The organism is Parapedobacter soli (genome assembly GCF_025460835.1).
GTDB classification, from domain to species: Bacteria; Bacteroidota; Bacteroidia; order Sphingobacteriales; family Sphingobacteriaceae; genus Parapedobacter; species Parapedobacter soli.
Window position 1 is genome coordinate 17,582 of sequence record NZ_JAMXAY010000052.1, and the last position, 13,413, is coordinate 30,994.

A 13,413-nucleotide genomic window follows, 5' to 3' on the forward strand; every position below is an offset into this window, starting at 1 on the left:
ACCTTTTTTATGAATTAGAAAATGATTTCAACACCTGTATTAATGGTACGCTGCTTCGGATACTGTGCAGAATTACCATTATTCATCTCCGGATCAACAATACCTAGATTATCCCAGAGCAACAGGTCAATGCCATTAACGAAAAAGCGGAGATTCGTCAGTTTCAATCTGGTGAGCGTACGTTCCGGGATGGCATAACCTATTTCCGCATTTTTAAGTCTGAAATAGCTCGAGTTGCGCATATATAGGGTAGAAATACGGTTGTTGTTTAAATTCGGCCCCGAAGAAACTGCCGGATAACGGGCATTGGTGTTATCTGCTCCTGGACGCCAGCGGTGCTCGTAAAACTCCCGCTGCACGTTGGCATCATTGCCCCACACAAAGGGATAAACCGTGGGACCGTAAGAAAAGTAGCTGGCATTTCCGGCACCGGTGAAGTACGCACTCACATCGAACCCCTTATAAGCCAATGTGAAGCCAAAACCATACATCAACTCCGGCACTTGGGGGTGGCCCACCATCACCTCATCTCGTTGGTCAACCATGCCGTCGCCATTAACATCCCGGTATTTGATATCGCCCGGCCGGACCGGACCAAACGTCTGCACGGGACTATTGAGAATATCCTCCTGATCTTCAAAGAATCCGAGTGCCACCAACGCTAGGCTCGTACTCAGGGAATGGCCGCGAAATGCCTGATAATCGGGCTTATTAATCGGCTCATCGCGGAACACGGTAAGGCTTCGCGTAAACGTAATGTTTCCTTTCACCGAATAGAATAGTCCTCCCGCCGTCGTGTTTCTCGCCTGCAACATGCCCTCTATCCCTTTGTTCTCGGTTTTGCCGATATTGGCCCACGGCAGCTGATGGGAACCGAATCCGGATACCTGTGGAGTAGAGGCTGTCCGCTGTACCAGTAATCCATCCCGCATTTCTTTAAAAGCGTCTACTTGAAACGTCAGTTTGTCTCTGAACAGGCCCACGTCCAGACCGAGATTATATTTGGTTGCCTCTTCCCATGTGATGGCTTTTTCGCTCCCGATCCGACCCTCGGCATACCCAACCCTGGATGAAAAGCTCTCACCAAACAGGTAGCCGTCTGCACTACCTGTGGTAGAGAGGTAGGCAAACCGCGCCCCTCCAGTACGGTCGTTCCCGACCTTGCCGGCCGAGCCCCTTATTTTCAGCATATTGATTTGGCCGATTTTCCAAAAGCTTTCGTTGGCTATGTTCCAGCCCAACGCTACGCCAGGGAAGAAGCCATACCGCCGACCGGGTGCAAAGTTTTCCGACCCATTGTACCCGAAGCTGAATTCCGCGATGTACCGTTGGTTAAAGTCATAAACCGCACGGCCCGATATCCCCATGACGCGCGAAGGTAACGCATTTGTCCCATCTGCGGCCAGAAGGTTGACGCCCTCGCCCAGGTTAAACATCAGCATGGACGATACGCCGTGCGCTCCAAATGAACGGTTGTAGTTGGCTTGGCTAAAAAAACGCAGATATCGCGTGTTACCGGCAGCGGTGGAGTAGATTTCGGGCGCCTTTTCAAACCAAACGTGGTATTTGTCTTCCCCGTAGCTATAAATACCTTCGTATTCTTTGCTCGTAATGCCTTTCAGCCGTTGGTTTGAGCCCCAAACATTTTGATCGAAAGAAAACGTGTTGGTCCAGCTCAACCCTTCGGTAACTAGCTTGCCCAAGTCCCATTTGAGCGTAAACGTGCCTTGCATATTATTGGAAAGTAGGTTCGTATAGCCGCCGTGTGTCGCTTGCATATACGGATTGGTGTAGTTATTGAAAATGGTTGCACCAAATGTACCATCGGGGTTATACATCGGAATCTTATGCGGTGCATAATCAAAGACCGAATTCAAGATCGCGGCCGATCCATACCCCGGCCCCTGGTCTTGCCTGCTGATGAGCCCCAAACCGATTTCCGCCACCAAATTTGATGAGAGGGTTACATCCACATTCGAGCGCAGGTTATAACGGTGCATCCGTACGTTTGTCCCGTACTCAAATTGCGGGTCGGTTTTAAAAAGGCCATCCTGCATCGTGTAACCTAAATTAACGAAATAGCGTACCCGTTCATTCCCGCCGCTGATGTTGAGGTTGTGGAGGGTTTGCATGGTCGATTTCTCCAGTACTTCATCGATCCAATTCACGTTCGGATACAGATACGGATCGGACCCATCATAAAACCGCAAAATTTCTTCCGAGCGGTATGTGGGCGAAAGCCCATCGTTCAGTCGTGCTTCGTTCCATAATTCGGCAAATTCGCCGGAATTAATAAAATCCGGAAACCGCATCCCCGTCAATTGGGCGACTTCCGACCGCAGGGTAATGACCGGTGCGCCTATTTCGCCTTTTTTGGTGGTAATGATGATGACACCATTTGCGCCCCGGATACCATAAACCGCCGTTGCGGTAGCGTCTTTCAGAAAAGTAATCGACTCCACTTCGGCGATATTGATGGTATTGAGATCGCGCTCTATCCCATCAACGATGACAATGGGGGTATTGTCATTCCAGTTGCTGAGCCCCCGAATATAGAGATACGCCTGATCTTTTCCCGGTTCGCCGCTCGTTTGCCGGCTAACCAACCCGGGTACTCTACCTACCAGCGCTTGCGAAATAGACGGCGTAGGGGTTCTGCGCACTTCCTCCATCGCGATGGTGGAAACTGCACCGACAATGCTCACCTTTTTCTGCGTACCGAACCCCACGACGACCACCTCATCCAAATCTTCGGTCGAGTGCTCCAGAACGACATCGATCACATTTGATGCACCGATGCTGACCTCCTGCGGCACGAAACCAGTGGCCGTAAATACTAAGACGGCGCCACCGGCGGGCACTGCTATACGGTAATTACCCCCGCTATCGGTCATTCCTGTGGCAGCCGTTTCTTTTACCGATACGGTAACAGCCTCGATCGGGTTGCCCTGCTCGTCGACTATCCGGCCTGTTATTTCCCGCTGGGTAACGATCCTTGTTGCACCGTCGATTTCGGCTATTGTGGGGTTGGCGAATACCGTTGCAGGGGAAAATAACAACGCGACCAAACAGGCCCAACAGGCATCCTGGAGCACCTTGGCGGCCGGAAACATGCGCCGCGGTGTTTTATCGGGGGTTGTGATTGATTTTTTTAACATTTCCATAACGTGTAAAGTGGTTAGTATTCAATATACCAGGTTTTATCTCAGTGCCTTCAGCTACATCACAAATGTATACCTTGATTCAGACAATCATTTGCATGATATCGACAAATATTTATCCTATTTCCACCTCTATGCCGCACGCTGTGCGACGCATCGGTTTCCCGCGAAATCAGCATACCCTATCTATTTCGTACAACGGAGCGTTCATTTCTTGAACGAATGGGGCATCATCCGATCGATCGCGTCGAGGACGATATCTTCGACCTCTTCTGCAAAAGGTGCAGGCATATGATACCAATACATACTGACATCCCCTTCATAGCCGCCCGCTTTGATCAATCGGCGGGAAGCAATGTAACACGATACGTCATTCGCATAGGTGTTAATCCACATCCGATCCGGGCGAAATTTATGCTTTAGCCGTAGGGCATATTCTGCCACCACTTCGTTGGCCATATTGATCATGACCATCTCCTCTCCGAAGGCCCAGGTTTGTATCGGGTAATCTAACGCCGTAGGCAGCTGCCCTCCGCGCAGCAGCCGTTCCAAGGCAAGCCGTGCATAGTAACCTTTTATGGTCTTGTCGGTTTTTGCCCGCTCAATCCATTCCAGCGTGGTTGGTAGCTTACCAAAAGGCAGTTCTACCCACGTCATCTTTCCGACGGGCGGATTCACCAGGGGCGTCATGGGCGACTCGAGCACCTGTTTCACGCGCATGGCGATCTCGCTTCCATAAGCCGTCACATAGGCGGCTTTCCCCTGTTTAGCCGGGTGTGAGTCGCCAGCGCAACCAATGGCCACCATCGCCACAGCCCCTGGAAACATCGCTTCGAGCTGAAGCTGCGCTTCGCCCATCCAATCGCCGTGAAATTTATCGACGTCGGGACCATAGGTAATTCCGTGGGTAGCATAGTTCAATAACACAGCGCGGAGCACGCCTTCCGGACTGGTCACCCTCAAAACCGGCAATGCGTTATCTACCGCCCCCCCGGGTGTTATCCGGTTCACACCAAAATCAGCTTGGCCCTGCCCCCATGCTACCCATGCAGGTTGGCGGTCATTCCATGCTACGAGTGCTACCTCTTCCAGTTTATTGATGAGGTCTTCATTGTATTCGGCGATGGCGATCAACTCATCCAGATCTAGTAAGCGGTCACTGAAATAGAAGCGGGTCGGGTAATCGCCTCGGCACTGCAACACGTTGATCAGGTTACCGGTTTCCGGGCTGCCGTGGGTATGCGAGGCTGCAATAACAATCTGCGCCGGATCAATCCCAGTCTTTGCTGAAATCCTTTCCATTACTTGGCTCGCAATACGCCACTGGACGCCTAGTAAATCAACCGTGATGATTATCGAAGGGCCTTCCGAGTCGCTCCCTAGTGCCAATGCTTTGGCAGAAAGCTTATGCAAAGTTTCCGTGGCTTTCACCACTGGTCTCGCGGCAAACCCCGATAGCCGCATGGGTACACTGGGCGTGATGTCGATTCGCGCCACCCCTACTTCCATGGTTCTATTGTCGGGTTTATTTTTTTGCATCAGATTATCCATAACGTCAACAAAAATGCGCACCGTAAGCCGGCCACGCATAATACATTATTCAAACACCAACGGGAGGTAGTTATCGGTCTCGTGAAAGGAAGTCTCCACCGGCGCCCACGCCCACTTTATCGCATTGCCACTATCGTAATCAAGCCGGCAGAAATTGCCATACCATCGTGTGCCCTTTGCGGGAGGCACATGGTTAAGCTGGGCCAGTAACCGATAAGGGATAAACAGCTCCGCGGTCCAATACGATATGCAAGCACCGGGACTAGCGGGTCCGCCGCGCACACACACTTTCTTTTTCACCCGATCTTCCTTTTCATACGGCCATGGGGCCCAACCCATAAGTACGTCGTTCCTGATCGTCATCAATAAGACCAATTCCTTACCGAGAGGGCTTATTTCGTATTCGAAATAGCAAGGCTGACCCGGATCGGATCGGAAAAACACCTCAAACACATCTCCCATATATATTTTCTCGAAGTCGTGCTCCAATGAAGAACTGATCCGATCATCCTCGCCATAGAACAGCACGTACACGCCACGAGGGGAATACATCATCTTGAATTGGCTTTTATAGGGTTTCCCGCCCCCATCCAGTTTTTGCAACGCCTCCCAATTTGTCGCGGCCCACTGGGCATTTTCCCCTCTCCCGGTGATTTCAAAATCACGGCAAGCATGAACGATCAGTTCCATTACCAGAATCGCCAATAGATGTAACACCAGGCCAAGGCATATAGAGCAGCCCAAAATACCACCCGTTTATACCAAGGGCGTTTCACCCCATCATCAAGCGTACGGAGCCAGGATGGTCGCCAAACAAACGATTTTACTTGGTCGGCCGTTGGGGGAGCGGTATAAAACGACACCAATATAATCAGTAGCATAGTGAGTGCCTGCGAAATGCCGCCGACATACAACCAGTGGAGTCTGATGGCCAGTAACGGTAAAACCACGGCTAAAACCACTTGGATAGCCACGCCGCCGATAAGACCCGCCACCGCCCCGGCGTAACTGGTCCTTTTCCAGAAAATTCCCAGCAGGATTACTGAAATAAACGGAGTTGCGATGTAGGTAACCCCGGTCTGGAAATATTTAAAAAGTCCCACCGTTCCCACCATCGGGGCGATCAACGAAGCGATCAGCAGTGCCACGCCACCCGATAACTGCCCAGTGGTAATCAATTCCCGGTTGCCCGCATTTTTCCGCCAAAAGTTGCGATAGATATCCAGGGAAAAGATGGTGGAAATCGAGTTGGAAAGCGCACTTACCGTGGACATGATCGCCGCGAAAAACCCAGCCAATACCACACCTTTCACGCCCGAGGGCGCGAAGGTCTCCAATGCCAACGGAAATGCCTTATCGTAGTTGTCGGGGAGCAACGACTCCCCGCGGCCCATTACGTCCAACCAATGGTACACCACCAGTCCCATCAGGCAAGTCACCACGGGCAAAACAATACCGATGAAGCCCGCAAAGACAATACCCATCATCCCGTCCCAGGTACTTTTGGCGGACAAGATGCGCTGTATCATCACTTGGTTAGACGACTGATAGAATAAGAATACGCCGAAAGAAGCAATAATGAGGCCCAGAAACGGTGCTTCTGGATCGGACGGTTCGTGATACAAGTGAAAACGCTCGGGAGCCGCTTCCACCATAGCGCTCCAACCTCCGGGGATGTGGTGGAGGGCCAGCCAGAAAAAAAGAATGCCGCCTCCCAAAAAGAGCACGCACTGTATCGCGTCAGTCCACATCACCGAGTTGAGTCCGCCGAGCAGCGTATAGCTCGCAGTCACCACGACAATCCCCACCATGACGTAATATTGATTCCACCCGGTCAGTTCACTCACCGTGATGCTCCCGCCATAAAGAATAGGGGGAAGGAAGACCAATATGTAACCGATGGTCATTACCACACTATAAATACTAGCACATGCAGATCCATAACGGCGCTTTAGGAATTCCGGAACGGTCATGATCTTATTGCGCAGGTACATCGGAATGAAAAAAACCATCGTCAGCAAATACGTTGGAAGCGCCCACCACGTCCAGTTTGCAATCCCCATTCCGTCCTTGTAAGTCGCGCCCATGGTTCCTACGATTTGTTCACTCGACACGGTGGTAGCAACAAAAGCCGCCCCCACCAAGTACCAGGGCATTTTTCCCGATGCTAAAAAGTAGCCCTTCACCGTTCGGTCGGCCCTTTTCGCCGCAATCAGTCCGATGATGACAACAAACAAGGTGATGCCAACGATGATGAAGATATCAAGGCCAGACAGGTGGAAGTTATTCATGGTATAAATTAGGTGTCGTTAGTAGTTAATTCGGTACATGGTTACATTACACGTTTTATGCTTCAAGGCAAAACGCGACGGGTTAGTCCGCGCTGATACGCGTCAACACGGACAAAACCCTCAGCATACCGGCAACCCGCCGCCAATCCCCGGAAACGGGCATGAATTTCAATCATTTCATTCATATCCGTGCTGGCCAAGTCTTCCATCGCCACGAATTGGCTTTTATGGCAAGCGAGCATGGCCTTTTTCGTTTCAAATGTTTCGGTAATGTCTACATACTCCGTGGGATCAAACCGGATACCACATATGTTATCCATATAATACAGTTGGGCTTGCGCGAACCGACAGGCCGGTCGTGACTGGTTTGGCATAGACGGTAAGCCCTTTTGGAAATACGAGTCGAACACCAGTTGGCCGACATACCGATGGTCGGGATGGTAGTCATTCGGTGAGTGGGTAAAGATAACATCCGGGTCGGCTTCCCGGAGCACATCGATCATCAAGTGCCGTTGTTCCCTATCGGCAAAAACCAGCTCGTCGGTCACGCCTGCCCAAATCAGGTGAGCGCCGATTAAGGTGGCAGCGTTACGCGCTTCCTTTTCGCGCGTAACACGTAGCACCTCCGGTTTCACAACGGCATCGCCGATACTTCCGTCGGTAAAAATGGCAATCGTAACCTGGTGGCCGTCCTGGGCATAGCGAGCTAACGTGCCTGCGCAGAGCAGTTCGGTATCGTCTGGATGTGCCGCCACACATAGTATATTCATAACAATATATTTTTTGTTGTCAACTCTTCTTAAAGTACGCCATAGCGGTCATAAACGGCCCTTAAAGTGTCGCCATTTAATAAATCATTCCTCGACTGGCTTTCTTTGGTAACCTTATCATAGGCCAGAGACAGCACCTGATCTTCTATTTCCCGTGGCACCACGACGACGCCGTCGAAATCTGTGAAAATAAGATCACCTGCTCTGACAAGCACCCCCCCGCACTTTACGGGTACGTCATAAGCCATCATACGCCCCCTGCCCAAACTGTCTACCGGCTTTATGCCCGTATAGAAAACGGGAAAGCCCATTTCCACCATCTTTTTACAGTCTCTCACCATGCTGTCGCAAATGACTCCTACTGCGCCGTTGCGCTTTGCGATGGTGCTCATCAATTCCCCCCATGGCGCATTGGTGTTTGCGTTGTCTGTTGAATGAACAACTACGTCGTTCTTGGTCAGCGAGTCTACCGCCTCAATTTCCAGGTCGTAAGCATCCCGTTCAATATAATCCGTTTCCATCCACCGTTGGGTCCTCGCACGCCCTACAATAACGCAGTTGTCAGGGTCCAGTGGCCTCAGGCGATGATGCATCGCATTGTTCCGGTGGCCTAGGGTATCCATAACGTCCGACACGATCGGGACATAAAGATGCTTTCGGATCCAATCAAACTTCTCGTCATCAGTTTGGAAAAGATTTGCTTCGTTGTTCATTTTCATTTTTATTAAGTCAATTAATTTATTTTATATCATTCAATTCCGGCTTACCGCCCCATTTAAAAGGCTTCATCCGTTCAGGTATCACGCATCGATCGCCCAGCTCATACTGTCTACAAAACCATTCGAAGGTGTCCGGATTTTCGGCATTCAGTGCCATCAGATCATAATGGTTGGGAAGCACATACTTGGGTTGGAGCGCTTGTGCAAACCTTGCGGCCTGCTCCGGCCCGGGGTTGCCCCATTTGCCGTTTATCGGAACCAGCAGCACCTCGGGTGTTTTAGGCGCTGCCGCCGTCACAAGCGGATGCATTTCTGTATCGCTGGTATGGTAAAGCTGCCGGCCATTGGCGAACGTTATCGTATAACCGGTGGTATCCAATACGTCGACGCCCGAGGGTAGCGCGAAGACGCCGGTTATTTCAACTGCCCCATGCTTCCAGCTTTCGCCGGCATGCAGCACCACAACCCGGTTTTCGGGCACCCCGATATCAATAAGTTTGCCAGCAGCCTGCCTCGGTGCCACGAACCAGGTATCCCCTTTATACTGATAGGGTCTAATGGTTTCAGGATCCAGGTGATCGAGGTGGTCGTGCGTAACGATGTACACATCAGCACGAAGTTCGGCCGGATTGATCGGTACGGGATATAGGCGCGCAAGTTCCGGGGTACCTTTGGCCGCCGAATCAGAAAGATACGGATCAATGACCACGGTCATATCGGCCGACCGGACGACATACCCAGCCTGTCCAAGCCACCAAAGCGCTGCTTCAGCGGCCGGTAATGGATAATCATGAATTTGCTGCATCATATCATCGGTTAACACAGAATTTCTTCACCGCTGACTCATTGATTACAATCCCCAATCCAGGTCCGTCCGGAACCGCTATATAACCCGCTTCATCGATCTGAACAGGGTTTTCGATTACCTCCCGGAGCATGGGGTTGTCGCTCACATTATATTCCAGGAACAGCGAACGCGGCAATATGGCGTTGACATGCAGCGCGGCGGCGGTATTCAAGTCGGTTAGCCAGGCGTGCGGACAAACATCCACCCCCGCAAATTCCGCTTCCCACAAAATTTTCCGGATTTGGGTAAATCCGCCGCAACGCGTAATATCGGGTTGTACCACATCAATGCCGCCCTGCTGAATCAGCTGCCGGAACCCCCAGCCGGTGGCCTCCTGCTCGCCGGCAGCCAGGCGTGTTTTTACACCAGCCGCCTTCGTTTTCGCATACCCTTCATAATTTTCGGGGTGCATAAAATCTTCCAGCCAGTAAATGTCGTACGGCTCCAACGCGCGGCAGAGCGCAATGGCATCATACGCGCTGCGATCGACCATCCATCCGGGATCTACCATCAGCTCCACCTCCGGGCCTACCGCCTCGCGGGCAGCTTCAACGAGTTTGATGTCGAGCTTTAAATCCTGTCCGAAGACACCCCAACCGAACTTGATGGCGGTGAAACCCCGATCGAGGTAAAATGCACAGGCATCTTTAATCGCTTCGGGAGTTGGCCGAAACAGTGTGGAAGCATACGCACGCACACGCTCCCGTCGAGCTCCACCCATGATTTTATAAAGCGGCTTTCCGGTGGCTTTGCCAATGATGTCATGGCAGGCGATGTCGAACCCGGAAAGGAGCTGCATGGCCACCCCGCGGCGTCCGTAATAAATCGAATGGCGATAGACCTTGTCCCACAGGCGCTCGACATCGAACGGGTCTTCGTTCAAAACGATTGCTCGCAGCCCTTCGAAATAGGGTGAACTGTCCGGCGCCTCTACCGCTGCCACCCCGACGTGGGAAGATGTCTCAATATCCGACCAGCCTGTTATGCCCTCGTCTGTACTAACTTTCAACAACAGGCAATGCTTCACGCCCCTGGCTTCTTCACTACCTTCGGGTGCCGTGTTCTCGAAGGGCGACTCAAGGATAAATGCCTCTACATTGGTAATCTTCATGGTTACAATTATTTTTATTCAAATGTCAATGCTACTTTAAGTGCAATGTCGTGCCGGTCGCGGGCCAGATGAAAGGCGTCAGCCCAATTCTCAAACGGCACTTCGTGTGTGATAAGTGCTGAAAGTGATAGTTTCGGATCCAACAGGCACGCCAGCGATTCGTCCATCCGATCCTCGTCGTTACAGCAACCCACAATTTCCTGTTCGTCTATGTGCAGGCCAAACAAGTCTATCGGCACCGGCTGGTTGAGCAGGCTGAATACGACCAGCCGGCCGCGTTTGCGCAGTGCCGAAAGGCACGTCGAAAACGCTTCGGGCGAACTCACGGCTAGAATAGCTACATCGGCCGACCGCCTGGCGGGGGCGTTGACAATCTCCGCCCCAGGGATCATGCCGAGCCGGAACGGTTCCCTACCCGCCACCAGCACCCGTCCCGCGCCGGCCCGGGTGGCCAACCGCGCGATAATATTGCCGAATGGGCCATCACCCACCACGAGTACTTCGCGGCCCCTTACGTCTCCGGCGCGTGCAATCGCTTGCAGGCAATTGGCCACAGGCTCCAGCAATGCCCCCAGGGGAAACGGCAAATCGGAAGGCAATCGGCGCAGACGGTCTGCGCGGTGAACATAATACGCTGCGAACGTGCCGTTGCGATCGATCCCCAGGTGCCCCATATTCACGCACAGGTGGCCAAAGCCGCGGTGACATTCCGTACAATTTCCGCAGGGAACCACGGGGTGCGTAGCGACCCGATCACCGACCGAGCATTCCGTAACACCGGGACCGCATTTCACAACCACACCTGCCCCTTCGTGACCGAGCACTTTTGGAAGCGCAATACCAAACGGATTTTCTCTGATATCATGCAGGTCGGACGTGCAGATTGTCGATGCCCTAGTCTTAATCAGTACCTCACCAGCCTGCGGCTCCGGTATAGGGAGTTCGGTCATCACCAACTGGTCCACACCCAGTAATTGCAGCGCTTTCATAGTCTTCGGAAGTTGTCTCGTCATCTCTTTATTGATTTTGGATGCGGTAAGTTCAAGCATGCCAACGCATCACGATGGATGATATCCTCGATTACATCATCGGGAACCGGCGGCAATCCGCTCTGAGCGATAATATGATTCAGGTTACGTACCCCTGTTATGGAGTCTGCTGTTGTCGTAAACGGAAAATCGGAGCCGAACAACACTTTGGATTCGGTGCGGTATTCCACCAGTAGGCGCATGGCGTTGTAAAACTGCCAGGGGCGGTAGTATAGGGCCGACAGATCCGCATACACATTAGCGTGCCTCCGAATAACGGAAATGGTCTCTCCTTCCCACGGGTGGCCGAGATGCGCCAGCACCATACGCAGTTCGGGGAAATCCAGTGCTACCGAGTCAAAATGGACGGGACGCGAATAATCGAGTGGCGTGCCGCTCACGAACGACGTTCCGGCATGGAAAAGTACCGGCAGCCCATTTTTTTCACAGTACCTGTATATGTCATAATACCTAGGGTCAGCAGGGTGCGCGTTTTGATAAAGCGGAGCCAATTTAACGCCCACGGCGCCCAGTTGCTGATGGCAAACTTCCAACTCTTCCATATAGCCGGCCTTAGCCGGATCTATCGACGCGAAAAACAACAACCGGTCGGCGGCCTGCGCAACATGGGCAGCCACCGCTTCATTCGGGATGAGCCAGTCGGTAGCGGATGCTTGCAACCCAAACACAATGGCTACGTCTGCAGCCAGCGTGGTCTCCAAATGCCGTTCCGTCACGTCGCCCCATACGGCCTGGTCAACACCGCAGCGATTTAGGTCGGCCTGCAGCCTCGGCCCAAAGTCCGATTCAGGCCAGAAAACATGGGTATGAACGTCTACAATCATAAATGCAATGATAAGGGATGAAATGTCAATCGGGTTACCCCATATAAATAAATAGCTATCCTATTTCGTCTTTTTCGCTTCTAAAAGGCTGTCGTGCGGAATATCTTAAATTGAAATGAATATTTTAGGGAAATTATTGGAATAAGTTTCCTGCTAGATTATATTTATATTTAAACCATGAAAGCAAATTACAAACCCGTACCGTTAGCTGAATCCAATTTATTTAATGTCGTTTTACAAGAAAGTAAAAAAGAATTTGAATATCCGTGGCATTACCACAACGAGTACGAATTGACCTACATCCCCGCGGGCCAAGGGATACGGTATGTGGGCAACAGCGTAGAAAACTACATGAATGATGATTTTGTCTTGCTGGGTTCCAACCTGCCACACTGTTGGATAGACGAGACCGGATCGGAACAACGACCGCCAAATGCCATTGTTATCTATTTAAAAGAGCAATTTTGGGATGAAGTATGGATGCAGAGCCACGAATTTGCCGGGATTAGAAACTTGTTGCGACTCGCAAACCGCGGAATCAAATTCGATCCAGCTGTCGCTAGGCGATTAAAAAAGAAATGCCTCCATTTAACCGAATTGCCTCCACTGCAGCGGCTTATCCAACTTATCGAGATACTGGATGAATTAAGTATATCCTCCGATTATAACTTTCTCTGCGAACACGGCTTTTCATACGAACCGACCAATCACAGTAGCGACCGTATTAACACCATATACAAGTATATCAGCATGCACTACAGAGGTAAAATTACGCTCGATGACATTGCAGACCAGGTATGCATGAGTCCCAAATACTTCTCACGGTTTTTCAGCAAGGTGATGCAAAAGCCATTTTCTGAATTCCTAAACGAATACCGAATTAGCAAAGCCTGCAAACTGCTCATCAATACAGACAATCAGATAAGCGATATCTGCTATGATTCCGGCTTCGAAAGCATCCCTTTTTTCTATCGCCAGTTCAAAAAATTCAAAGGTTGCCAGCCGAAGGTATATCGACAGAATTATCTAAAGGCATTCACTACTGACCGGATAAAATAAAAAAGGAGTAAGCCTGCTTGAGGCCCACTCC

Annotated in this window: 11 protein-coding genes; 1 reads left to right on the forward strand and 10 read right to left on the reverse strand. The window is 51.3% G+C overall.

All coding sequences use genetic code 11. From position 1 onward, the window contains the following. Nucleotides 1-14: 14 nt before the first annotated feature. From NGM62_RS17775 to NGM62_RS17820, 10 genes are all read right to left on the reverse strand, one after another. Nucleotides 15-3,158: a SusC/RagA family TonB-linked outer membrane protein gene (locus tag NGM62_RS17775; protein ID WP_262249634.1), complete on the reverse strand. Its 3,144-nt coding sequence runs from the start codon at nt 3,156-3,158 to the stop codon at nt 15-17. 210 nt (nt 3,159-3,368) lie between these two features. Beyond that, nucleotides 3,369-4,700 carry a hypothetical protein gene (locus tag NGM62_RS17780; protein WP_262249635.1) on the reverse strand — a complete coding sequence of 444 codons (1,332 nt, stop codon included), beginning with the start codon at nt 4,698-4,700 and terminating at the stop codon, nt 3,369-3,371. Nucleotides 4,701-4,757: 57 nt separating this feature from the next. Next, nucleotides 4,758-5,402 (reverse strand): carbohydrate-binding family 9-like protein, encoded by a 645-nt coding sequence (locus NGM62_RS17785; protein ID WP_262249636.1) that lies wholly within the window; start codon nt 5,400-5,402, stop codon nt 4,758-4,760. Next, nucleotides 5,402-7,003, reverse strand: coding sequence for an SLC5 family protein (locus NGM62_RS17790; RefSeq protein ID WP_262249637.1), 1,602 nt, complete (start codon nt 7,001-7,003; stop codon nt 5,402-5,404). The genes NGM62_RS17785 and NGM62_RS17790 overlap by 1 nt, the downstream gene beginning before the upstream one ends. A gap of 62 nt (nt 7,004-7,065) precedes the next feature. Further along, entirely contained in the window at nt 7,066-7,773 is a 708-nt protein-coding gene (locus NGM62_RS17795) for a PIG-L deacetylase family protein (protein WP_262249638.1), read from the reverse strand. Nucleotides 7,774-7,802: 29 nt separating this feature from the next. Then, entirely contained in the window at nt 7,803-8,486 is a 684-nt protein-coding gene (locus NGM62_RS17800; RefSeq protein WP_262249639.1) for an RraA family protein, read from the reverse strand. 25 nt (nt 8,487-8,511) lie between these two features. Further along, nucleotides 8,512-9,300: an MBL fold metallo-hydrolase gene (locus NGM62_RS17805; protein WP_262249640.1), complete on the reverse strand. Its 789-nt coding sequence runs from the start codon at nt 9,298-9,300 to the stop codon at nt 8,512-8,514. A gap of 1 nt (nt 9,301) precedes the next feature. Next, on the reverse strand, nt 9,302-10,450 hold the full coding sequence (locus tag NGM62_RS17810) for a mandelate racemase/muconate lactonizing enzyme family protein (protein ID WP_262249641.1): 1,149 nt from the start codon (nt 10,448-10,450) through the stop codon (nt 9,302-9,304). A 14-nt stretch (nt 10,451-10,464) separates the two neighbouring features. Beyond that, a complete protein-coding gene (locus tag NGM62_RS17815) occupies nt 10,465-11,463 on the reverse strand; it encodes a zinc-dependent alcohol dehydrogenase (protein ID WP_262249642.1) in 999 nt (332 codons plus the stop codon). Beyond that, on the reverse strand, nt 11,460-12,323 hold the full coding sequence (locus NGM62_RS17820; RefSeq protein ID WP_262249643.1) for an amidohydrolase family protein: 864 nt from the start codon (nt 12,321-12,323) through the stop codon (nt 11,460-11,462). The genes NGM62_RS17815 and NGM62_RS17820 overlap by 4 nt, the downstream gene beginning before the upstream one ends. Before the next feature lie 177 nt (nt 12,324-12,500). On the opposite strand from NGM62_RS17820, the gene NGM62_RS17825 reads away from it, so the two are divergent. Then, on the forward strand, nt 12,501-13,382 hold the full coding sequence (locus NGM62_RS17825; protein ID WP_262249644.1) for an AraC family transcriptional regulator: 882 nt from the start codon (nt 12,501-12,503) through the stop codon (nt 13,380-13,382). The last annotated feature ends 31 nt before the right edge of the window (nt 13,383-13,413 follow it).

What these genes read in the sequence shown, in the direction of transcription:
- NGM62_RS17775 (WP_262249634.1), bottom strand. Translation starts at nt 3,158, where the DNA reads ATGTTAAAAAAATCAATCACAACCCCCGATAAAACACCGCGGCGCATG.
- NGM62_RS17780 (WP_262249635.1), bottom strand. Translation starts at nt 4,700, where the DNA reads ATGCAAAAAAATAAACCCGACAATAGAACCATGGAAGTAGGGGTGGCG.
- NGM62_RS17785 (WP_262249636.1), bottom strand. Translation starts at nt 5,402, where the DNA reads ATGGAACTGATCGTTCATGCTTGCCGTGATTTTGAAATCACCGGGAGA.
- NGM62_RS17790 (WP_262249637.1), bottom strand. Translation starts at nt 7,003, where the DNA reads ATGAATAACTTCCACCTGTCTGGCCTTGATATCTTCATCATCGTTGGC.
- NGM62_RS17795 (WP_262249638.1), bottom strand. Translation starts at nt 7,773, where the DNA reads ATGAATATACTATGTGTGGCGGCACATCCAGACGATACCGAACTGCTC.
- NGM62_RS17800 (WP_262249639.1), bottom strand. Translation starts at nt 8,486, where the DNA reads ATGAACAACGAAGCAAATCTTTTCCAAACTGATGACGAGAAGTTTGAT.
- NGM62_RS17805 (WP_262249640.1), bottom strand. Translation starts at nt 9,300, where the DNA reads ATGATGCAGCAAATTCATGATTATCCATTACCGGCCGCTGAAGCAGCG.
- NGM62_RS17810 (WP_262249641.1), bottom strand. Translation starts at nt 10,450, where the DNA reads ATGAAGATTACCAATGTAGAGGCATTTATCCTTGAGTCGCCCTTCGAG.
- NGM62_RS17815 (WP_262249642.1), bottom strand. Translation starts at nt 11,463, where the DNA reads ATGACGAGACAACTTCCGAAGACTATGAAAGCGCTGCAATTACTGGGT.
- NGM62_RS17820 (WP_262249643.1), bottom strand. Translation starts at nt 12,323, where the DNA reads ATGATTGTAGACGTTCATACCCATGTTTTCTGGCCTGAATCGGACTTT.
- NGM62_RS17825 (WP_262249644.1), top strand. Translation starts at nt 12,501, where the DNA reads ATGAAAGCAAATTACAAACCCGTACCGTTAGCTGAATCCAATTTATTT.